Below are 20,546 nucleotides of genomic sequence, written 5' to 3'. Positions count from 1 at the left end.
CCGCTGGGCGAAGAACTTCTACGGCTGATCCCCGCGAGCGGCGTCAGCGGGCCGGGGCGTACTCGAACCAGTGCACATGCGCCTCGCCCGCGTCGCCGATGCCGTACAGGCCGAGGTGGACCCCGACGAACCCGCCGGCGCGTTCCGTGCTGAAGAAGGGCCGCTCGATGCTGCCCAGAGTCGTCCACGTGCCGTCCTCCACGTGGAAGGTGTAGCCGGAATCGTCGCTGTCGACCACGAGGACGACCTCGTCGGCTGTCACGGCGACTGCCCCGACCCGGGTGGGGGAGCCCGCCTCGTGGGCGGTGAGTACGACGTGCGGGGTGCCGGAGGCGTCGGCGGTCAGCGCGAGGGTGGCGTGGTGCGCGTGCTGGAAGACGACCAGCCCCGCTTCCTGCGTCGGAGCGGTGGCGGTGAAGCGGACCCGGGCCCTGGCGCGCATACGGAGATGCCGCTGACGGCGTGCGACGAACGCGGGAGTGCCCGTACCGCTGAGGGGCTCGGGAGAGAGGCGGATGGTCAGGCCTCCCTCCTCGGCTCCGGTCGAGACGAGATGGCCGACCGGTCCGCGCAGGCTGCTCCACTCCGGGCCGAGCACTGCGCCGCCGAAGTCGTCCCGCACCGGCCCGACCGGCGCCACGGTTCCCGCGCCGACTCCCGCAGGCGATCGCTCGGACAGCCTCACGCGACCCGTGTCCGGCGCGAACACCGGCCCGTCCGCGGTCCATTCGACCGGGACGAGGAACACCTCGCGGCCGAGGGTGTGCGTGCCGTCGAGCGGTCGTATCCCCAGAGCGACGGCCCAGGTCTCCCCGGCGGGCGTGTCGACGAGGTCGACGTGACCGACGTGGTGGATCGGCTCCGCCGCCCCGCGGTGGCGGTGGGTGAGCAGCGGGCTCCTGGGGTCGGTGGAGTAGGGGCCGGTGATGGTGTCGGCGCGGGCCGCGGTCACGGCGTGATGTCGCCCGGTTCCGCCCTCCGCGCCGATCAGGTGGTAGACGCCGTCGCGCTTGTACAGATGCGGTGCCTCCACCCAGGCGCCGCGCATCGCGCCGTACCACAGCGCATGGGTCGGACCGGTCAACGCCAGCCTGTCCAGGTCGAGTTCGCGCATCCACAGCTCGCCGGGGCCCGTCACCTCCGGCTCGGCGGCGTCGCGGCAGGCGGTGAACCAGCAGCGGCCGTCGTCGTCGAAGAAGAGCGACGGGTCTATGCCTTCCGCCTCCAGGACGACCGGGTCGGACCAGGGGCCTGCGGGGTCGGACGCCGTGAAGAGGTAGGTGGTGCTGCCCTGGCGGCCCCTCGCCAGGGCCACGACCACGTAGAAGGTGCCTTCGTGATGGCGGATCGTCGCGGCCCAGAGGCCGTCCGAGACGTCGAGCCCGGTCAGCGACACCTGGGACGGGCGGTCCACCACGTGTCCGAGCGGCTGCCAGCCCACCAGGTCGCGGCTGTGGAGGACCGGGATGCCGGGGAAGTACGCGAACGATGACGTGACCAGGTAGAAGTCCTCGCCGACCCGGCAGATCGAGGGGTCGGGGTGACTGCCGGCGAGAACGGGGTTGGAGAAGGTCGGCACGGGGCGCACTCCGAGTCGGACGGAAAGGGAACGAACGAGGGCGGGACAGGGACTGGGACTGCTTGTTAACGTTAACATCGCCATCAGTCAAGACAACGGAGAGACGTGCATGCCCACTGCCGCGAACACCCAGCAGCTGACGTTCCCCGCCGGCTTCCTCCTCGGCTCCGCGACCGCGGCCTACCAGATCGAGGGTGCCGCCGACGAGGACGGACGCGGCGCCTCCATCTGGGACACCTACTCCCACACGCCGGGCAAGACGTGGAACGGCGACACCGGTGACGTGGCCGCCGATCACTACCACCGCCTCGACGAAGACCTCGACCTCATGGCGTCCCTGGGCCTGAAGGCGTACCGGTTCTCCATCGCCTGGCCGCGCATCCAGCCCACGGGCCGCGGCCCGGTCAATCCCAAGGGGCTGGACTTCTACAGCCGCCTGGTCGACGGTCTGCTCCAGAGGGACATCGCGCCCGTCGCGACCCTCTACCACTGGGATCTGCCCCAGGCCCTGGAGGACGAGGGCGGCTGGACGAACCGCGAGACCGCGTACGCCTTCGCCGACTACGCCCGTGCGGTCGGCGAAGCGCTCGGCGACCGCGTCGCGATCTGGACCACGCTGAACGAACCGTGGTGCTCCGCCTACCTCGGCTACGGCGCCGGAGCCCACGCGCCCGGCCGCAGCGACGGCGCCGCGGCGCTGACCGCGGTCCACCACCTCAACCTCGCCCACGGACTGGCCGTTCAGCAGCTCAGGGCGGTCACCACCAACGACCCGCAGTACTCGGTCACTCTCAACTTCCATGTCCTGAGGGGCCAGGGCGAGGGCGCCGACGAGGCCGTACGGCGCATAGACGCGCTGGCCAACCGTGCCTTCACCGAACCCCTGTTGCGCGGCCACTACCCGCAGGACCTCATCGAGGACACCGCCGCCGTCACCGACTGGGCGTTCGTGCAGGACGGTGACCTCGCCCGGATCCACCAGCCCCTGGACCTGCTCGGCGTCAACTACTACGCCACCACCACCGTCCGCCTCTGGAGCGGTGTGACACCGCGTCAGAACAACGACGGGCACAAGGACATGGGCGGGTCTCCCTGGCCCGGCTCGACCCACGTCGAGTTCGTCGCGCAGGAGGGCCCGCACACCGCCATGGGCTGGAACATCGACCCCGACGGGCTCGAGGAACTCCTCCTGGACCTCCACACCCGGTTCCCGGACCAGCCTCTGGTCATCACCGAGAACGGAGCGGCCTTCGAGGACCACCTCACCGCCGGCCCCGACGGCAGCCAAGCCGTCCACGACCCGGAGCGCATCGACTACCTCCACCGCCACTTCGTCGCCGCCCATCGGGCCCTCACCGCGGGTGTTGATCTGCGCGGGTACTTCGTGTGGTCCCTGATGGACAACTTCGAGTGGGGATACGGCTACTCGAAGCGCTTCGGCATCGTCCACGTCGACTACGAGACCCAGCGGCGCACGCTCAAGGACAGCGCCCTGTGGTACCGGGAACTGGCGACGACGGGAAGCATTCCGCTTGGGTGAAGTGTCAACTATGTCTACACTTTCTCCATGGGAGAGACGGTGCGATGGCTGACGCCGGAAGAGCAGCGCGCATGGCGTGGCTTCGTCCGGTTGCACGAGCGGCTCGGCGGGCGCCTCGGGCGCCTGCTGCAGTCGGAGTCCCATGTGTCGCCTGCCGACTTCGCGGTGCTGGTCCATCTGACGGACACCCCGGAGGGCCGACAGCGGTACCAGGATCTGGCCCGGGCGCTGGAGTGGGAGAAGAGCCGGATGTCCCACCACATCGCGCGGATGGCGGGGCGGGGAACGGTGGTCCGGGAGGACTGCCACGAGGACGCGCGGGGCGCCTTCGTGGTGATCACGGACGTCGGCCGAGCGGCGGTCGAGGCGGCGGCCCCGCGCCATGTCGAGGCGGTACGTGAACTGTTCATGGACCACGTCACCCCGTCCGAACTGCGGGTCCTGGCCGAGATCTCCGAGCGCGTCATCCGCAAGCTGGACGAGGACCCGTCCTGACCCGGTCCGGTCGGCCGCAGGGGTGCTCAATCAGTTGCCCGCCGGCCACGGTGAGGATGCAATGTCCGGCATGATCCCCCAGGTGTGTCCGCCGCAGCCGGTCACGATCGGCGCTCTCGCTCCGCTGACCAGGCCCGGCTGGGTCGAGGCGGGCCGACACCTGCTCGCCGGACTCGAACTGGCCGTCGGCGAAGTCAATGACGCCGGCGGGGTCGGCGGAAGACCGCTCGAGCTGCTGGTCCGGGACACCGCGGCCGATCCGCAGCGGGCCGCGGCGGCCGTGGACGAACTGGCCCAGCTGGGCGTGGCAGCCGTGGTGGGGGAGTATCACAGCGTCGTCGCCCGCGCGGCTGCCGCCAGGGCCGATGCCCTCGGACTGCCGTACCTCTGCTCCTCAGCGGTTCTCGACGCGCTGACCGAAGAGCCCACGGAATGGGTCGCGCGTCTCTCCCCGCCGCAGTCCCACGGCTGGCGGGTCTACGCGGACTTCCTTCTCGACGCGGGCCACAGCCGCATCGCCGTGGCGACCGAGCCGAGCGTCTACTGGGCTTCGGGGGTCCGCATCCTGCGGGACCACCTCGCTCCACGCGGCGGCACCGTCCTCGAACTCGATGCACGGGCGCTCGCCCCCGCGGCCGTGTGCGACGCACTCGTCGACCATCGCGCGACGGCCCTCCTTCTGCTGGTCGGCTTCCCCGAGCCCGCGGTGTCGATCGTCAGGTCCGTCCGCCGCGACCAGCGCCTCGCCGAGACCATGATCGGTGCTCCGGCCGGGCAACCGGAGTTCGCCGCATGGGCGACGTTGCTCGGCGGCGACAGCACCGCGATCCCGTTCCTGCGCTATCTGCCAGGGCGTCTCGGCCCGCTCGGCGCACGAGTCGCAACGGCCCTGCGTGAGCGGCTGGCCGAAGCGCCCTCATTCGTTGCCTTCGAGGGCTACGACACGATCACCGTCCTCGCCGACGTGCTGCGTACTCACGGCACCGACCGGGCGCGCATCGCCGCATCGTGGCCGCATGTGGCGGTCGAGGGCACCCGCGGGCAGATCCGGTTCTCCCGCACGCCCGGCATCAGCGTCTGGCAATGGGCTCGGACGCCGGTCCAGGTCGTTGATCGGGACCCGGCTGAACCCTGCCGCCTACGGATCCGGCACGTCGGCTGAGAGGCGGGGCTCCGGCCGGTCAGGCGGGCTGCCACAGCTCGATGCGATTGCCCTCCGGGTCGGTGACCCAGCCGAAGCGACCGACACCCTCCATGTCCTGCGTCTCCTCGGCCACGTCCGCTCCGCCGTCCCGCAATTGCGCGAGCATCGCGTCGAGGTCGCGGACCCGGAAGTTGAGCATGGTCTGCTGGGCGCGGGACCCGAAGTAGTCGGTCCCGGACTCGAACGTCGCGAACACCGTGGGCCCGGCTTCCTGACGCCACAAGCCGTTCTTGTCGGCGTCCAGGCCCAGGCGGTCCCGGTACCACGCGCTCAGGGCAGCCGGGTCCGCGGCCCTGAGGAAGTAGCCGCCGATTCCAAGTACACGTTCCATGCCGGTCATCCTGCCAGGAGGGCAGGAGGGCAGGAGGGCAGGCGGGCAGAAGGGCAGGCGGGCGGCGCGGCGTCGCCGGGGCGGGCGCCTACGGGGCTGCCTCGCCGGGTTCCTGCGCGTCTGCGGGCCGGTGGGGGCTGGTCGCGCCCGCGCGGCGGTAGCCGCACATCGATACAGCCCCGCGCCCCTGGGGAGTTGCGGTCACCCGCACCACGGCGGACCGTTCGCCGGGGGGTCCGCCCGGTGGGAGCCGGGCGGCACGTCACCGATGTCCGCACCGGTGACGTGCAGCCCGTAGCTCAGGCCGTCATGGCGTCGCGGACGAGGGCGGTGTCGACGAACTGCTCGAAGCGCACGATGAGTCCGCCGCGTACGACGAAGTGGTGTGCGACGCGTACGTCGATAGCCTTGCCGGTGGCCTTGTTGACGGCGGTGTAGCGGGCCAGGACGACGACGTTCTCGCCGTCGACGACGTAGGTGTCGTCGTGGGCGGCCCAGCCCTCCCAGTCCTTGCCGAGCTTCTCCATCACGTTGGAGGTGACGCCGTCGGGGGTGCGGTAGGTGCCGGCCAGCGGGAAGCCGGCCATCTCGGTCCACTCCACGTCCGGGGCGAGGGTGGCGCGCAGGGCCTCCAGGTCCCCGGCGGCTGAGGCCAGGTACTGACGCCGTACGACGTCGGCGGGTGCGGTGGAGGTGGCGAACTCGCTCATGGTCAGCCCCACTTCATCTCGCCCTTGGCGACCTTCGCGCCGATCTGGGCGGCGATCAGCATGCCGTTGTCCGGGTAGCGGGCCACGAGCGCCTCGGTCAGCGCGGCGCCGTCGGCCGCCTTGCCGAGTTCCTCCTCGAAGGCGACGAGGTAGTCCCGGGTTGCCTTGATGGCGGAGGCGTCGGCGGCGGTGCCGGGCAGGCGGTGGCCTGGGACGACCAGCTCCGGGTCGAGGGCGGCCATCTCGTCGAGCAGGTCGATCCAGGCGGCGCGGGAGTCGGGGGTGGCGGTGTCGGCGACCCAGACGTGCTCCTGCTGGAACAGCAGGACGCCGCCGAGCAGGGCGCGGGACTCGGCCTGCCACAGGTAGTGGCGGTCGGGCAGAGGTGCCGGGCCGCCCCTGAGCTCGAAGCGGTGGCCCTCCAGGGTGAGGTCGCCGGTGAGCGGTTCGAGGTCGACCAGGCGGGTGGGGAGGTTGGGGCCGAGCGCCGCCCAGGCCTTCAGCTTGCCCTCGTAGGAGTGCTGGATGTGCTCGATGACGATCGGGGTGGCGACGAACTTCGCGTCGGGGAACGCGTCGGCGATCACCTCGGCGCCGAAGTAGAAGTCGGGGTCGGCGTGGGAGACGAAGACGGTGGTGAGCTTCTTGCCGGAGTCGAGGACCGCGGCGGCCAGGCGGTGGCCGTCGGCGCGGGTGAACGCGGCGTCCACCAGCAGGGCATCACTCTCGCCGGTGACGAGGGTGGCGGTCTTGTTCTTGGATCCGGCGGGGAAGTCGAGGTCGAGGACCTTGAAGTCGAGGGCGCTCATGCTCGGGGCTCCTTGGAGGGATGAAGGATGACGGGGTCAGGAGAGGTTTGCGAGACGTCGGTCCACCTCGTCGGCGGTGGCGTGTCCGAGGGCCAGGGGGACGACGTGCCCGCCGTCGACGGCGAGGAGGGTGGGGAAGGCGGAGACCCCGTGCTGGGCCGCGCGGCGGAAGTCGGCGTGGGCCGCACTCTGCGCCTCGGGCGCTTCGAAGGCGGCGACGACGGCATCCGCGTCGAGCCCGGCCGCCTGGGCGACCGTCCGGTACGTGGCCGCCTCCGACAGGCTCAGGCCGTCGACGTAGAAGGCGTGCTGCAAGGCCGTGGCCAGCTCCGCCGCGCGGTGGGGGGCCACCTGACGCATGGCTGCGACACCACGGGCGGCGGCCTCGGAGTCCATCACGAACGAACCGTCGGCGATCAGCCGCTCATAGGCCTCGCCGAATCGGGCGCCGGTCTGCTCGGTGATCTGGGCGTTGGCCCCCTGGACGTAGCCGAACTCGCGGATCGGGACCCGGCGGCCGCCGGTGAACAGACCGCCGGAGACGACCTCGACCGGCAGGTCGGGATGCCGGGAGACGATCTCGCTCAGCGTGGCCGAGAAACCGTGCGACCAGCCGCAATAGGCATCGAAGACGTAGACGAGCTTCATCGGGGACCTCGGGGGACGTGGCGTCCGCCTGGTACGGGCGCTCACCCCTGGCAACATTATCTGACTCGTCAGATATTTCACGCGAGGGGGTCCGGTCGGGTGACGCGCGTCTCAGTGGGCCGTTCAGGGCAGCTGGGGCAGGGAGTCCCGGGCGGCGTGACTGAGAATGCGCAGGTCCTCCGCGAAGCGTTCCCGGTGGGCGGCGGGCAGGGGCTCCAGGAAGTACCGCTTGATGTTCTCCACGTGCAGCCGCGATGCGCGTACGGCGGTCTCCTCGCCCAGCGGGGTCAGGCGCACCAGACGTCCGCGCCGGTCGTCCGGGTCCGTGACGCGCAGCACCAGGTCCGCCGCCTCCATCCGGTCCACCAGCCGTGTCGCCCCGCCCGTGCTGAGCACCTGCTCCTGGCTGATCGCCCGCATCGACAGCCCCGGCTCACCGGCGCGTCCCAGGATCAGCAGCACCTCGTACATCAGGTGGCTGATCCCGCACTCCTCCTCCATCCGCCGGCCCAGGATGTACTCCAGCCGGTTCGCGGCGCCCTGCAGCCGCCCGAACGCCAGGACCAGCGCGTCGTCGGCCGCCTCCCTGGCGGTCGTGATCTCCGTCTGTGCGTCCTGCTCGCCCACGGCACCTCCCATGTGTTCCTAGAGGCGGAACCTATCGCGGTCGATCGGGTGGGGGCGGCTCGGTGTGCTGCCCGCGGGCCGGGGCGGCCACGTCGTCCTCGACGCACTGGGCGCGGCCGAAGCTGAACGACGAGTCCCGGGGCCGCTATGACCTGGAGGGCCGCGTCGTCGACGGTACGTCGGGACGCCGGCCGCGAACGTGGCCGCGACCGGCGGACAGGCGCCGGCGGCGGCAGGCCGATGCGCCGGACGTGTCCCGTGCGGCCCCGCAGCTCAGCGGCCGTGCACCGGTGCCCGCTCGTCCAGGAGTCCTTCGCCCCGCAGGTCGTCCCACAGCTGTTCCGGGATCTCCGCGCCGAACGCCGCCGTGTTGCCGCGTACTTCCTCCGCCGTGCGCATGCCGACGACGATGCCCGCGACCGCCGGGTGGCGCAGCGGGAACGCCATCGCCAGTTCCGGGAGGGTCACGCCGTGCGCCTCGGAGACGTCGGCGATGCGGTGCGCACGGTGCAGCAGGCTCGGCGCGGCGGGAGCGTAGTCGAAGGTGCTGCCCTCGGTGGGGCGGGCCGTGGCGAGCAGACCGGAGTTGAAGACCGACGCCGCCAGGACCGACACCCCGCGGTCCGTGCAGGCGGGCAGGAGTTCGTCCAGGGCGCTGTGGTCCAGGAGCGTGTAGCGGCCGGACAGCATCACGACGTCGACGTCCGACTCCCTGACCAGCCGGGTCAGTTTGCCGGGGTGGTACATCCCCGCGCCGATCGCCCCCACCACGCCCTCGGCGCGGAGTTCGGCGAGGGCCGGGTATCCGTCACGCAACGCGTCCTCGAAACGCTCCTCCGCGTCGTGCAGGAACAGCACGTCGATACGGTCCACGCCCATCCGCTCCAGCGAGTCCTCCACGCTGCGCCGCACACCGTCCCGCGTGAAGTCCCACACCCTGCGGTGGGTGGCGGGCACCGCGAAGCTCTCGTCCATGCGGCCCGCCGGGTCCTGCGGGACCAGCAGCCGGCCGACCTTCGTCGACAGGGTGAACTCGTCGCGCGGCCTGCTCCGGAGCAGGGCTCCGGTGCGGCGCTCGGAGTGGCCGATGCCGTAGTGCGGGGAGGTGTCGAAGTAGCGGATCCCGCTGTCCCAGGCCGCCTCCAGGGCGCCCGCGGCCGTCTCGTCGTCCAGCGGTGCGAAGAGTCCGCCGAGCGGACCGCCGCCGTAGCCCAGCTCCGTGACGTGCACATCGGTCTTCCCGAGCCGGTTGCGCCTCATCCACCGTTCCCCTCGTAGGGCCGACATCGCGCGATCATCCTGCCGTGGCGAGTGCCCCACGGCCAAGGCGATTCACCGGGGCGAGGCTTCCTCCACCGGTTCGTCGGCCTACCGGTCGTTCCAGGCCTCGTAACCGCGGGCGGTGCCCTCGGGGAACCCGTTGTCCGTGAAGGCGGCCAGGGCCATGGTGTCGATGTCGGACTCCGCTTGCGTGCCTCGATAGGTGATCGTGTCCGGGAGCATCGCCAGCGCCGTCGTCCCCTGTCCCTGCTCGTTCGGGCGCAGCTGGACGCGGATGCCGTGCCGGTCCGCCAGCCGTCCGACCACGTACAGACCCATGCGCTGCGAGATCGCCACGTCCACGGTGGGCGGCTCGGCCAGGTGGTGGTTGATGTCGGCCAGTTCCCCGGGCGGCAGCCCGATGCCCCGGTCGTGGATCTCGACCATGATCCGGCCGTCGGGCAGTCGCGCCGCGGTGACCAGGACACTGGAGTGCGGCGACGAGAACGTCGTCGCGTTCTCCAGCAGTTCCGCCAGCAGGTGCACCAGGTCGGTCACCGCACGGCCGTGGATCTGGGCCTCCGGGACACCCGACAACTCGACCCGCTCGTACTGCTCCACCTCCGAGGCGGCGGCGCGGATCACGTCGACCAGGGGCAGCGGCTGGTCCCACTGCTGGGCGGGGGTCTCGCCGCCGAGCACGAGGAGGTTCTCGCCGTTGCGGCGCACACGCGTGGCCAGATGGTCGAGCTTGAAGAGGTTCTCCAGCTGGTCCGGGTCGGCCTCTTTGTCCTCGAGACCGGTGATCAGGGCGAGTTGACGCTCGATCAGCGACTGGTTGCGGCGCGCCAGGTTGCTGAAGATCGTGTTGATGTTGGCGCGCAGCAGGGCCTGTTCGGCGGCGAGCCGGACGGCCTCGCGGTGCACGTGGTCGAAGGCGCGGGCGACCTCGCCGATCTCGTCCGTGGTGGTGATCGGGATCGGAGCCACCTGGGCGTCGACCCGGCCCGGGATGGCCCGGGTGAGCTGGGTGAGCAGCGCCGGGAGACGCTGCTCGGCGATCTCGAGGGCCGAGGCGCTCAGCCGGCGCATGCTGGTGCTCATCGTCCGGGCCACCCACGCGGCGAGCAGGAAGGCGGCGAGGACGGCGGCGAGCACCAGCGCGGCGTTGATGACGGCGTCGTTGCGGGCGTTGTCGGCGATGCTGTGGGCGTCCGCCAGCGCGCTGTCGGTGAGGTACACCTCGACGCTGCGGTACGCGTCGAAGCTGAGGGTGGAGGCGGCGAAGAACGTCTCGGGCGTGATGCCCTGCGCGGCGAGCTGCGCGGCCGACTTGCCCGAAGCGATCTCGGCGGCCATCTTCTCCAGGCTCGGCGGGGCCACGAAGGTCTTCCCCGCCGCCTCGGCCTGCGCCTGGGCCTTCTCGGCCTGTTCCTTGCCCCGCTCCTCCGCGTCGGACAGGGCCTTGCGCAGCCGCGTCATGTCCCCGGCGGTGCCGGCGCCGGCGTACTCCTGGAGCGCGACCTGTTCGAGATAGACGTAGGAGCTGAACGAGCCGAGCTGGGCCTGGAGTTCGCCCTCGGCGAGCTTGCCGCGGTCCTCGACGAGGAGGTGGGTGCCGATGGCCCGGATCAGGGATTCGGCGGCCTGGGTGAGGGAGGCGGCGTAGAGGGTGCGGCCGAAGCTGGCCTGGTTGCTGCTGCCGAAGCCGAGCTCGTTGGAGATCTCCATCAGCGGATGCTGGACGGCGTGGTAGCTCTCCTCGGTCTGCACGCCGGTCAGCCGGGAGGTGAAGGCGTTCGCGCGCACCGACGCGAGCTGCTTCTCGCCGGTGCGGACCAGCTGGACCCGGCGCAGCAGCCCGGCGGTCTGCGGCATCCGCTCCACCGCCTCGTCGAACGCCTTCGCGTCCGCGTCGGTGACGGCCCGGGCCTTGGCGACCACGCTCGACGTCCGGTCGCCCTTGACCAGGGGAGTGACCGACACATCGCGTTCGTCGATGGCGTCGCTGGCGTACTTGTTCGCCGCCTGGACCAGTTCGGCCACGCGGACCGCGTCGTCGGCGTCCTGCCAGGTGTCCACGGAACGTTTGACGCGGATGCCGCCGAGGACAAGGGCCACGATCACCGGGATGAGGAGGATGGCCTGGAGTTTTCTGGCCACGCGCCAGTTGCGGGTCCCCCATCCCCTGCGGGGGGCGGACGGTGTGTTCGACAAGATGGCCTCACGGTTCTGGTTCGCCTCGCGTCCTGCACTCTTAAGAACGTGGCCCACAGGGGTAGTTGTTCAGATCGGCCCACCGGGCGATTCGGGGAGGGGTGCGCAGGATGAGCGGTTGTGGCCAATTCCTAGCACCACGTCTTCACTTTCGACCGGCCTTTCGTCGAAGTGGGTGTCGCCCGGCTGTCACGGATCCCGTCGCTGTCCTGTCCTGCTGAAGGAAACCCCGAACAGGAAAGGGAGACAGCGATGAAGATCGTCGTCATCGGAGGTACGGGCCGGATCGGGTCGCAGGTGGTGAACCTGCTCCAGGACCGCGGCCACGAGGCCGTGGCGGCTGCGCCCGGCACGGGCGTCGACACCCTCACCGGGGAGGGCCTCGCGGAGGTCCTCAAGGGCGCGGACGTGGTCGTGGACGTGGCGAACTCCCCGTCCTTCGAGAAGGAGGCCGCCATCGACTTCTTCACCCGCGCCATGCGCAATCTCACCGCGGCGGAACAGGAGGCCGGTGTCCGCCACCATGTGGCGCTCTCCATCATCGGCGTCGACGAGGTGCCGGAGCTCGGCTACTACCTGGCCAAGGTCGCCCAGGAGGAGGCCGTGCGTGCGAGCGGCGTGCCCTTCAGCATCGTGCGGGTCGGTCAGTTCTTCGAGTTCATCGCGCCGGTGATGGACCTGACCACCCAGGGCCAGGAGGTGCACCTGCCCTCCACCCAGCTGCGCCCGATCGCCGCCGCGGACGTCGCCGCCGTCGTCGCCGAGACGGCCCAGGGCGAGCCCGTGAACGGCCTGCGCCTCAAGGCGGGCCCCGAGATCCACCGCCTCGACCGGCTCGCCGAGATCACCCTGGCGGCGAAGCCGGACGGCCGTACCGTCGTCACCGACGAGAACGCCGGCATGTTCGCGGGCATCCCGGACGGCGTCCTGACCGGCGACGGCACCGTGGAGACGGCGCCCACCCGTTACGAGGACTGGCTCAAGCAGCACTGAGCCGGGTGCCGGCCCCCGTGACACCGGCACATTCCGCCGAACACAGGCCGGAGCACGGCTAGGGCTCCTGGCGTACGAGCCGGTCCGACGACCGCTCGTACGCCCGGAGCTTCTCCGGTGCCAGCACCCAGTAGAGCCCGTCGATGCCGTCCGCGCCCACCGTGACGCTCACCAGGCCGACGGTCTCCCCACCCTTGCGGATGAGCAGGCTGGGCAGGCCGTTGGCCTCTGCCATCGCGAATTCCGCCCCCGGGATGAACTTGTTCACGAAGGCACTGATCCTGGCCACCCGGCCCGCGCCCACCACCTCCAGCCGCGCCACGCCCCGCAGACCGTTGCCGTCCGCGTAGGCGACCACGTCGGCCGACAGCACGCTCTCCAGAGCCGCCACGTCACCGTGTCGCGCCGCCGCGACGAAGGCGTCGAGCAGTCGGCGGTGCTCCGCCGTGTCGACGGGGTCACGGCGCTCGGCGGACAGCCGCTTGCGGGCCCGGCTGACGATCTGGCGCACATCGGCCTGGCTCAGCCGGACGATGCCGGCGATCTCGTCGTACGGATAGTCGAAGGCCTCCCGCAGCACATAGGCGGCCCGCTCCACGGGATTCAGTCTCTCCAGAACCAGCAGCACAGCCAGCTCCAACGCCTCACCGCGCTCGGCGCCGACCTGCGGATCCACGCTGGTGTCCACGGGCTCCGGCAGCCACGGCCCGATGTACGCCTCCCGGCGCACCCGCGCCGACTGGGCCACGTTGATGGCCAGCCGCGTGGTGATCTTCGCCAGGAACGCCCCGGGATTCAGCACCTCGCTCCGGTCGGTGTCCTGCCACCGCGGCCACACGTCCTGCACCACGTCCTCGGCCTCGGACACACTGCCCAGGATCCGGTAGGCGATCCCGAACAGCCGCGGACGCAGTCGCTGGAACGCGTCCGCCTCCTCGTCCAGAGAGCCGTCGCGAGAGCCGTCGGTCAGCGGCGGAAGCTTGTCCATGGAGCCGATGCTACGGCGGTCCCGCCAGGCCCCCCGGCAGCGCGACGGAAGCCGCGCGGGGAGCCTGCGGACCTGGGGACCTGTCTCAGAGGCGCGGGGAGCGGCGGACCGTAAGGACGGCGACGTCGTCGTGCGGGCCACCGCTGCCGGCGAACGCGCGGGCGTCGTCGTGCAGGGCCTGCGGCAGCTCGGTGGGGGAGAGGCCGACGTACATCGTCAGGCGCTCGTCGACCGGGTAGAACGTGCCGTCCGCGGAGCGGGTCTCCGTCAGGCCGTCGGTGCTCAGCAGCAGCGTCGCGCCGTCGGGGAACTCGAACCAGCCCACGGTCGTGGGCTCGTGGGCGAGCTCGGCCAGGCCGAGCGGGACGCCGGGCTCCAGTTCGGGAGTGCTGATCGTCCCCTCGTACAGCACATGCGGCAGGACGTGTCCGCAGTTGACGGCCTGTACCTCGGTCTCCGCGGTGACGCCGACGACGAGGGCGGTGACGAAGCGTTCGTCGTCACCGGTGTGCATGGCGTAGGAGTTGTGCCGCACGACGGCGGCGTCCAGGGTGTCCACGAGCCCGGTGAGGGTGGGCTCGCGGTGGGCCGCCTCCCGGAAGGCACCGATGACGGCGAACGCGGAGCCCACGGCGGCGAGCCCCTTGCCCTGCACGTCCCCGATCAGCACCCGGGTCCCGAAGGGCGAGTCGACGACGTCGTAGATGTCGCCGCCGACGAGCCGCTCCTCCTGGAGCGGCTCGTACACGCCGTTGACCAGGACGTCGTCGGTGAGCAGGGGGAGAGGGTGCAGGATGTGCCGCTGCATGGCCGCGGCGGTCGAGCGCAGACGCAGCATCGCGCTCTCGCGCCGGATCCGCCGGTGGCAGGCGTAGACGGAGGTGGCCGCCAGGGCCAGCGTGAACAGGATCAGCAGGAGCCGGTCGAACCAGTGGCCCCCGTCGCGGTCCCGCAGCAGCACACTGGCGGTGACGACCATCGACGTCCACACCGCGACGAACGTCGTCTGCCGGACCGTGCCCAGCGCCGAGGCGGCGCCCGGCAGGAACACCAGGAGCCCCAGGAGCCACACCTCGGACCCGGACAGTGTGCCGAGGACCTCGACCAGGCCCGTCACGGTCACCACCCCGGCGACCAGTTCGGCGTTGCCCGGAGGCTCGATGGCGTCGAAGGTGTCGCCAGGTCTCTTGCGGCGGCTACCTGTCATGCGTGCTCCCGGGCAGGTGGTGATCTCCCCCTACGTTATGCAGGCCCGCCCCGGCCCGGTGACGCGCCCCGCCGATCCGGCCGGGGGCTGACGGGAGGCACCTCCTCGTGCCACGAGCTGTTCGCCTCGGCTATCCGCCCAGCTCCTTGCTGATCCGGTCCAGCATGAACGCCGAGGACTCGCGCGCCCGCTCCTCCCAGGCGAAGACACAGGCCGTCGCCACGCCGTCGAAGTCGAGCTCGCGCAGAGTGCCGAAGAAGGTGTCCCAGTCGACCTCGCCCTGGTCGATGTCCAGGTGCTGGTGGATACGGGCCGTGGTGCCGGGCGGGTTGAGGATGTAGCGCAGGCCGCTCGACCCCTTGTGGTTGAAGGAGTCCGCGATGTGCACGTGCTGGAGCTTGTCACCCGCGTAGCGCATCATCTGCGCGATGTCCGCGCCTGCGTCCGAAGCGCCCGAGAGGTGGAAGCTGTGCGGCGCGCAGTACAGGTAGTTCACCCACGGCTTGTTGATGGCCCGGACGAGGTCGACCGCGGGCGTGTTCTCCTCGCAGAAGTCGTCGGGGTGGGCCTCCAGGTTCAGAGCGATGCCTTCGCGCTCGAACAGCGGGAGCAACTCCTCCAGCGAGTGCCAGAACGCGGCCTCGCTCTCGGCGGCGCGCTCGGGACGACCGTTGAACTCGCTGTTCATCAGCGGGCATTCGAGGTCCGCGGTGATCTCGATCATCCGCTTCCAGTAGCGGACGGCGGCCTGCCGCTCGGTCTCGTCGGGCGATGACCACTTGTACAGCGGCAGCACGGAGGACAGCTTCACGCCGTGCGTGCGCAGGGCGTTCTTCAGCTCCGCGATGCGCTCGTCGTCCGCCCGCGGGTGCAGGAAGAACGGCATGAAGTCGTCACGCGGCGACAACTCGATGTATTCGTAGCCGAGTTCGGCCACGGTGCGCACCATGTCGTCGATCGGCAGGGCGCGGAACATGTACGGGTCGAGGGCGATTTTCACGCGGCACCTCCGTAGAAGGCGGGACGGGGCTTGAGGTCCGTGGCGACGACGCGGCCCGACTCCAGGGCCTCGACGGTCGCGGCGGTGATGACGGTGGCGGCGTACCCGTCCCAGGCGGACGGTCCGGTGGGCTCGTCACCGGCGGCGAGGCCCGCGACCCACTCACGGAACTCGGTGTCGAAGGCGTCCCGGAAGCGCCCCACCCAGTCCGTGAGTACCTCGGTGCTGTGCCGAGCGGCGGTCCGGACTCCCACGGCGGCCGGATCGGGCAGCCGTACGAGGCCTTCCTCGCCGACCGCCTCGCACTGGATGTCGTAGCCGTACTGGCAGTTGACGAAGACCTCCAGATCGATGCGGACGCCCTTCGCCGTCTCGAAGAGCATGATCTGCGGGTCCCTGAGGTGGGCGAACCGCTTGCTCGTGGCGCGCGGGGTGAGCACCTGGGTGGAGACGATCTCGTCGTCCAGGAGCCAGCGCAGCACGTCCACCTCGTGCACGGCCGTGTCCAGGGCCGCCATGGCGGAGGTGTACGACTCCGGGACGGTCGGGTTGCGGTGGGCGCAGTGCACGATCAGCGGCTCACCGATCCGGCCCGCGTCGATGACCTGCTTCATCTCGCGATAGCCGGCGTCGTAACGGCGCATGAAGCCGACCTGGACCAGGCGGCGGCCGTGGGCCGTCTCCGCCTCGATGATCCTCAGGCAGTCCTCGGCGGTGGTGGCCAGGGGCTTCTCGCAGAACACCGGCTTTCCGGCGGCTATCGCGGTCAGCACGTGCTCGGCGTGGGTGGGGCCCCAGGACGTCACGAGGACGGCGTCGACGTCGTCCGCCGCGATGAGGTCGGCACCGCTCGCGTACACCCGGGCGCCGACCGGTGCCGCCGCCTCCTCGGCCCGGGCCGCGTCGATGTCGGTGACCGCGGTGACCCGGGCACCGGTCACGGTGTGGGTGAGACGCCGGATGTGCTCGTGGCCGATCCAGCCGGCGCCGATCACCCCTACACGTACAGTCATGGTCGTTTCCTAACGAGTCGTAACTAGGAGAAGCGCGCCCGGAGTTCGGCTTCGAGGGTTTCGAGGGTGCGGCCCTTGGTCTCGGGGACGCAGCGCTTGACGAAGACGATCGAGAAGACGCCCGCCACCACGAAGAGGAAGAAGGTGTTGGAGATCCCGATGCCGGAGACCAGCGACGGGAAGACAAGGCCGATCACGAAGTTGGTCAGCCACAGCACCACCGCGGCCACGCCCATGCCGAAGCCGCGCATCCGCATCGGGAAGATCTCCGACAGCATCAGCCAGGTCACCGGCGAGATCGCGCCCTGCTGGAAGGCGAGGAACGTGACGGTCATCGCGAGCACGGCGTAGGCGCGACCGTCGCCCGAGGGCAGCACCAGCGAGAAGACGCCGATGAGCAACAGGGCCGCCGTGGTACCTGTCTGACCGGTCATCAGCATCGGGCGGCGCGGCACCCGGCCCAGCAGCCAGATCCCGACGAAGGTCGCCAGCACCGAGATCACACCGTTGGCGATGTTCGCGGTCAGCGCGCTGTCGGCGGCGAAACCGGCGTCGGTGAGGATCTGGGTGCCGTAGTACATGATCGTGTTGACGCCGGTGATCTGCTGCACGATCGCGATGCCGAAGCCGACGAACATCAGCTTGCGGATCCACGGCGTGGACTTCATGTCCTGCCAGCCGCCGAGCCGTTGCTCCTCCTCCTTGACCGCGAGCGCGGACACCTCGGCGAGTTCGGCTTCGGCGCGCTGCCGTGAACGCACCTGCTTCAGGACCTCCAGCGCCTCGTCGAAACGCGTCCGGGAGGCGAGCCAGCGCGGGCTCTCCGGCATCACCAGCATGCCGAACCACAGCACCACGGCCGGGACCGTGGCGATCACCAGCATCCACCGCCACACCCCGCCGGACTCGCCGCCCGCCCGCGCGATGACCGCGTTGGAGGTGAAGGCGAGCAACTGCCCGCTGACGATCATGAGTTCGTTACGGGTGACCAGCGCGCCACGCCGCTCGGCGGGGGAGACCTCGGCGAGGTAGACCGGCACGGTCACCGAGGCACCGCCGACCGCGAGACCGAGCACGAACCGCGCGACCACCATCACCGCGGTGGTCGGCGCGAGCGTGCAGCCCAGCGCCCCGACGAAGAACAGCACCGCGAGGGCGAGAATCGTACGGCGCCGTCCGCGAGCGTCCGACAGCCGTCCGCCGATCACCGCGCCCAGCGCGGCACCCAGCAGCAGCGAGCTGGTGACCATGCCCTCGGTGACCGCGGTCAGACCGAGGTCGTCCGTCATGTACGGCAGGGCGCCGTTGATGACGCCGGTGTCGTAGCCGAAGAGCAGTCCGCCGAAGGTGGCGATGATCGTGATGACCCGCAGCCGCCGGGAGACGGCGGGCGGGGCGTCGTCCGTGAGGGCGGGGACCTGAGTCGCGTCGTCCCTGACGTCCATGGCCACCTCCTAGCGGTCGTCGTTCGGGCGTCGGGTTCCGGTGAGGCCGCAGCCGGCCAGGTGTTCACGCGTGGTCACCGCGATGGGCAGCGGCACCTCGGGAGCGCACGGGTACAGGTCCTGCTCGACGATCACGAACAACTCGGCGTCCAGCTTGGCGAGTTCGGCCACCACCTCGGCCGGGTCCGGCACTCCCGCGGGCGGCGACACGCACACACCCCGCTTGACGGCCTCCCCGAAGGAGAGATCCTCGGCGGCGACCTGCGCGAGTATCTCCGGGTCCATCTGCTTGATGTGGACGTAGCCCACCCGCTCGCCGAACCGGCGGATGAGATCGAGGTTGTCCCCGCCGCCGTAGGCCACGTGCCCGGTGTCCAGGCAGAGGTTGGTGTACCGGTCGTCCGACTCGTTCAGGAGCCGCTCGATCTCCGGCTGGGTCTGGATGTGGCTGTCGGCGTGCGGGTGGATCACCAGCCGGACGTCGTACTCGTCGAGCAGCAGCCTGCCCAGCCGGTCGGCGGCCTTGCCGAAGCCCGCCCACTGGCCGGCGGCCAGCTCCGGGGACTCGGTGAACGCGCCGGTCTTCTCGTCCCGGTACATGGGTGGGATGAGGACCAGGTGGTGGGCGCCCGCCGCCTGGGTGAGCGTGGCGACCTGGCGGACGTGGGCGAGCATCTCGTCCCATGCCTCGGGCCGGTGCAGCGCGCCGAAGGCCGTACCGCCGGAGACCTGGAGGCCACGGGCGTCCAGCTCCTCCTTGAGGCGCTGCGGGTCGGTGGGGAGATAGCCGTACGGGCCGAGCTCCAGCCACCGGTAACCGGCCTGTGCGAGTTCGTCGAGGAAGCGGGTGTGCGGCACCTGGTGCTCGTCCTCGGGGAACCAGACGCCCCAGGAGTCGGGGGCGGAGCCCAGACACAGGTTGCCGACGGTGGTGCGGAGCGGGGATGGCGCCGTTGCCATGAAGTGTCCTTCGGGGAGGGGACAGGGGTCAGTTGGAGGTGGGGAAGTCGAAGCCGGCGGCGATCTGCTGGGACTGCTGCGGCCAGCGGGTGGTGACGACCTTGGGGCGGGTGTAGAAGCGGATGCCCTCGGGGCCGTGGATCGGGTGGTCGCCGATGAGGGAGTCCTTCCAGCCGCCGAAGGAGTAGTAGGACATCGGGACCGGGACCGGCACGTTGATGCCGATCATGCCGACCTTGATACGGCGCTGGAATCGCCGTGCGGCCTCGCCAGAGGCGGTGAACAGGGCGGTGCCGTTGCCGTAGGGGTTGGCGTTGATGACGTCGATGGCCTGGTCGAGGGTGTCCACGCGCACGATCGCGAGGACGGGGCCGAAGAGTTCTTCCCGGTAGGCGTCCATGGCGGTGGTGACGTGGTCGAGGAGGGAGGGGCCGGTGAAGAAGCCGTCCTCGTGTCCGTCGACCTTGAGACCCCGGCCGTCGACCACGACGGTGGCGCCCTGCGCCTGCGCGGTGCCGACCGCGTTCTCCACCCGCTCCTGGGCGGCCTTGGTGACCAGGGGGCCCATGTCGGTGCCGGGCCGGTCGCCGGGGCCGACGTTGATCTCGCGGGCCTTGCGTTCCAGGACTTCGACGAGTCCCTCGGCCGCGTCGCCGACGGCGACGGCCACGGACACGGCCATGCAGCGCTCGCCCGCGGAGCCGTAGGCGCCTGCGGTGATGTGGTTGGCGGCGAACTCCAGGTCGGCGTCCGGCAGGACCACGGCGTGGTTCTTGGCGCCACCGAGGGCCTGGACGCGCTTGCCCGCCGAGGTGGCCCGTTCGTGCACGTACCTGGCGATCGGCGTAGAGCCGACGAAGGAGACGGCCTCGATGCCCGGGTGGGTCAGGATCGCGTCCACGGCGTCCTTGCCGCCGTGGACGACGTTGAACACACCGTCCGGCAGACCGGCCTTCTGGTAGAGCCCGGCGACGAAGTTGGCAGCCGAGGGGTCGCGCTCGGACGGCTTCAACAGGAACGTGTTGCCGGTCGCGATGGCGATCGGGTGCATCCACAGCGGCACCATGGCGGGGAAGTTGAACGGCGTGATGCCGGCGACCACGCCCAGCGGCTGGCGGAAGTCGTGCACGTCCACGCCACGCGAGACCTGGTCGGAGAAGGAGCCCTTGAGCACCTCACCCAGGCCGCAGGCGAACTCCACGACCTCCCGCCCGCGGGTGATCTCCCCGCGGGCGTCGTCGACGGTCTTGCCGTGCTCGGCGGAGATGATCCGGCCCAGCTCCTCCTCGTGCTCCACGAGGAGCTGACGGAAGGCGAACATCACCTGGGTGCGCTGCGAGAGCGAGGACTCCGACCAGGTCTCGAAGGCACGGCCGGCGGCCTGGACCGCGGTGTCCACGTCGGTGGCGCCGCCGAGGGCGACACGGGCCTGCTCGGCGCCGGTGGCGGGATTGAAAACCGGGGCGGTGTCCGTGCCGGGGACCGGGGAGCCGTTGATCCAGTGGGGAATGGTCTTCACG

19 protein-coding genes are annotated in these 20,546 nt (G+C 70.7%); 4 read left to right on the top strand and 15 right to left on the bottom strand.

What is annotated here, in order from left to right:
- Nucleotides 1-43: 43 nt before the first annotated feature.
- Nucleotides 44-1,579: a glycoside hydrolase family 43 protein gene (locus M2157_RS07355; RefSeq protein ID WP_280864803.1), complete on the bottom strand. Its 1,536-nt coding sequence runs from the start codon at nt 1,577-1,579 to the stop codon at nt 44-46.
- A gap of 109 nt (nt 1,580-1,688) precedes the next feature.
- Here M2157_RS07355 and M2157_RS07350 point away from each other — a divergent pair, with 109 nt between their 5' ends.
- From M2157_RS07350 to M2157_RS07340, 3 genes are all read left to right on the top strand, one after another.
- Nucleotides 1,689-3,119 (top strand): GH1 family beta-glucosidase, encoded by a 1,431-nt coding sequence (locus M2157_RS07350; protein ID WP_280860986.1) that lies wholly within the window; start codon nt 1,689-1,691, stop codon nt 3,117-3,119.
- Between the two features lie 27 nt (nt 3,120-3,146).
- Entirely contained in the window at nt 3,147-3,614 is a 468-nt protein-coding gene (locus M2157_RS07345; protein ID WP_280864802.1) for a MarR family transcriptional regulator, read from the top strand.
- Nucleotides 3,615-3,684: 70 nt separating this feature from the next.
- Entirely contained in the window at nt 3,685-4,776 is a 1,092-nt protein-coding gene (locus M2157_RS07340; protein WP_280864801.1) for an ABC transporter substrate-binding protein, read from the top strand.
- A 19-nt stretch (nt 4,777-4,795) separates the two neighbouring features.
- On the opposite strand, the gene M2157_RS07335 is transcribed toward M2157_RS07340, so the two are convergent.
- From M2157_RS07335 to M2157_RS07305, 7 genes are all read right to left on the bottom strand, one after another.
- Nucleotides 4,796-5,149, bottom strand: a complete 354-nt coding sequence (locus M2157_RS07335) for a VOC family protein (protein WP_280864800.1) — start codon at nt 5,147-5,149, stop codon at nt 4,796-4,798.
- A gap of 299 nt (nt 5,150-5,448) precedes the next feature.
- On the bottom strand, nt 5,449-5,859 hold the full coding sequence (locus M2157_RS07330; protein ID WP_280860983.1) for a nuclear transport factor 2 family protein: 411 nt from the start codon (nt 5,857-5,859) through the stop codon (nt 5,449-5,451).
- Nucleotides 5,860-5,861: 2 nt separating this feature from the next.
- The gene (locus M2157_RS07325; RefSeq protein ID WP_280860982.1) at nt 5,862-6,668 is read right to left on the bottom strand and encodes an MBL fold metallo-hydrolase; all 807 of its coding nucleotides are present in this window, start codon (nt 6,666-6,668) and stop codon (nt 5,862-5,864) included.
- A 36-nt stretch (nt 6,669-6,704) separates the two neighbouring features.
- Nucleotides 6,705-7,316, bottom strand: coding sequence for a DsbA family protein (locus M2157_RS07320; RefSeq protein WP_280864799.1), 612 nt, complete (start codon nt 7,314-7,316; stop codon nt 6,705-6,707).
- A gap of 123 nt (nt 7,317-7,439) precedes the next feature.
- Nucleotides 7,440-7,955 carry a MarR family transcriptional regulator gene (locus M2157_RS07315; RefSeq protein ID WP_280860980.1) on the bottom strand — a complete coding sequence of 172 codons (516 nt, stop codon included), beginning with the start codon at nt 7,953-7,955 and terminating at the stop codon, nt 7,440-7,442.
- A gap of 261 nt (nt 7,956-8,216) precedes the next feature.
- Entirely contained in the window at nt 8,217-9,203 is a 987-nt protein-coding gene (locus M2157_RS07310; protein ID WP_280864798.1) for an aldo/keto reductase, read from the bottom strand.
- A 108-nt stretch (nt 9,204-9,311) separates the two neighbouring features.
- A complete protein-coding gene (locus tag M2157_RS07305; RefSeq protein WP_280860979.1) occupies nt 9,312-11,366 on the bottom strand; it encodes a nitrate- and nitrite sensing domain-containing protein in 2,055 nt (684 codons plus the stop codon).
- A 306-nt stretch (nt 11,367-11,672) separates the two neighbouring features.
- On the opposite strand from M2157_RS07305, the gene M2157_RS07300 reads away from it, so the two are divergent.
- A complete protein-coding gene (locus M2157_RS07300) occupies nt 11,673-12,413 on the top strand; it encodes an NAD(P)H-binding protein (RefSeq protein WP_280864797.1) in 741 nt (246 codons plus the stop codon).
- A 58-nt stretch (nt 12,414-12,471) separates the two neighbouring features.
- Here M2157_RS07300 and sigJ read toward each other — a convergent pair whose 3' ends face one another.
- The 7 genes from sigJ to M2157_RS07265 form a co-directional block, all read right to left on the bottom strand.
- Nucleotides 12,472-13,401 carry an RNA polymerase sigma factor SigJ gene (sigJ, locus tag M2157_RS07295; RefSeq protein WP_280864796.1) on the bottom strand — a complete coding sequence of 310 codons (930 nt, stop codon included), beginning with the start codon at nt 13,399-13,401 and terminating at the stop codon, nt 12,472-12,474.
- Nucleotides 13,402-13,486: 85 nt separating this feature from the next.
- Complete coding sequence (locus M2157_RS07290) at nt 13,487-14,608, bottom strand: PP2C family protein-serine/threonine phosphatase (RefSeq protein ID WP_280860976.1); 1,122 nt, start codon at nt 14,606-14,608, stop codon at nt 13,487-13,489.
- Between the two features lie 130 nt (nt 14,609-14,738).
- Nucleotides 14,739-15,608, bottom strand: coding sequence for a sugar phosphate isomerase/epimerase (locus M2157_RS07285; RefSeq protein ID WP_280860975.1), 870 nt, complete (start codon nt 15,606-15,608; stop codon nt 14,739-14,741).
- Entirely contained in the window at nt 15,605-16,621 is a 1,017-nt protein-coding gene (locus M2157_RS07280; protein ID WP_280864795.1) for a Gfo/Idh/MocA family oxidoreductase, read from the bottom strand. The genes M2157_RS07285 and M2157_RS07280 overlap by 4 nt, the downstream gene beginning before the upstream one ends.
- Nucleotides 16,622-16,644: 23 nt before the next feature.
- Nucleotides 16,645-18,066, bottom strand: coding sequence for a sugar porter family MFS transporter (locus tag M2157_RS07275; protein WP_280864794.1), 1,422 nt, complete (start codon nt 18,064-18,066; stop codon nt 16,645-16,647).
- A 9-nt stretch (nt 18,067-18,075) separates the two neighbouring features.
- Nucleotides 18,076-19,026, bottom strand: coding sequence for a TIM barrel protein (locus M2157_RS07270; protein ID WP_280864793.1), 951 nt, complete (start codon nt 19,024-19,026; stop codon nt 18,076-18,078).
- 28 nt (nt 19,027-19,054) lie between these two features.
- Entirely contained in the window at nt 19,055-20,545 is a 1,491-nt protein-coding gene (locus M2157_RS07265; protein WP_280860971.1) for a CoA-acylating methylmalonate-semialdehyde dehydrogenase, read from the bottom strand.
- Nucleotide 20,546: the final 1 nt, after the last annotated feature.

The sequence above is a fragment of the Streptomyces sp. SAI-127 genome, assembly GCF_029894425.1.
GTDB lineage: Bacteria > Actinomycetota > Actinomycetes > Streptomycetales > Streptomycetaceae > Streptomyces.
This window is presented reverse-complemented; position numbering and strand designations above follow the sequence as displayed.

Excerpts from the sequence above, each read along its gene's own strand:
- M2157_RS07350 (WP_280860986.1), top strand. The coding sequence starts at position 1,689 with ATGCCCACTGCCGCGAACACCCAGCAGCTGACGTTCCCCGCCGGCTTC.
- M2157_RS07345 (WP_280864802.1), top strand. The coding sequence starts at position 3,147 with ATGGGAGAGACGGTGCGATGGCTGACGCCGGAAGAGCAGCGCGCATGG.
- M2157_RS07340 (WP_280864801.1), top strand. The coding sequence starts at position 3,685 with ATGATCCCCCAGGTGTGTCCGCCGCAGCCGGTCACGATCGGCGCTCTC.
- M2157_RS07335 (WP_280864800.1), bottom strand. The coding sequence starts at position 5,149 with ATGGAACGTGTACTTGGAATCGGCGGCTACTTCCTCAGGGCCGCGGAC.
- M2157_RS07330 (WP_280860983.1), bottom strand. The coding sequence starts at position 5,859 with ATGAGCGAGTTCGCCACCTCCACCGCACCCGCCGACGTCGTACGGCGT.
- M2157_RS07325 (WP_280860982.1), bottom strand. The coding sequence starts at position 6,668 with ATGAGCGCCCTCGACTTCAAGGTCCTCGACCTCGACTTCCCCGCCGGA.
- M2157_RS07320 (WP_280864799.1), bottom strand. The coding sequence starts at position 7,316 with ATGAAGCTCGTCTACGTCTTCGATGCCTATTGCGGCTGGTCGCACGGT.
- M2157_RS07315 (WP_280860980.1), bottom strand. The coding sequence starts at position 7,955 with ATGGGAGGTGCCGTGGGCGAGCAGGACGCACAGACGGAGATCACGACC.
- M2157_RS07310 (WP_280864798.1), bottom strand. The coding sequence starts at position 9,203 with ATGAGGCGCAACCGGCTCGGGAAGACCGATGTGCACGTCACGGAGCTG.
- M2157_RS07300 (WP_280864797.1), top strand. The coding sequence starts at position 11,673 with ATGAAGATCGTCGTCATCGGAGGTACGGGCCGGATCGGGTCGCAGGTG.
- sigJ (WP_280864796.1), bottom strand. The coding sequence starts at position 13,401 with ATGGACAAGCTTCCGCCGCTGACCGACGGCTCTCGCGACGGCTCTCTG.
- M2157_RS07290 (WP_280860976.1), bottom strand. The coding sequence starts at position 14,608 with ATGACAGGTAGCCGCCGCAAGAGACCTGGCGACACCTTCGACGCCATC.
- M2157_RS07280 (WP_280864795.1), bottom strand. The coding sequence starts at position 16,621 with ATGACTGTACGTGTAGGGGTGATCGGCGCCGGCTGGATCGGCCACGAG.
- M2157_RS07275 (WP_280864794.1), bottom strand. The coding sequence starts at position 18,066 with ATGGACGTCAGGGACGACGCGACTCAGGTCCCCGCCCTCACGGACGAC.
- M2157_RS07270 (WP_280864793.1), bottom strand. The coding sequence starts at position 19,026 with ATGGCAACGGCGCCATCCCCGCTCCGCACCACCGTCGGCAACCTGTGT.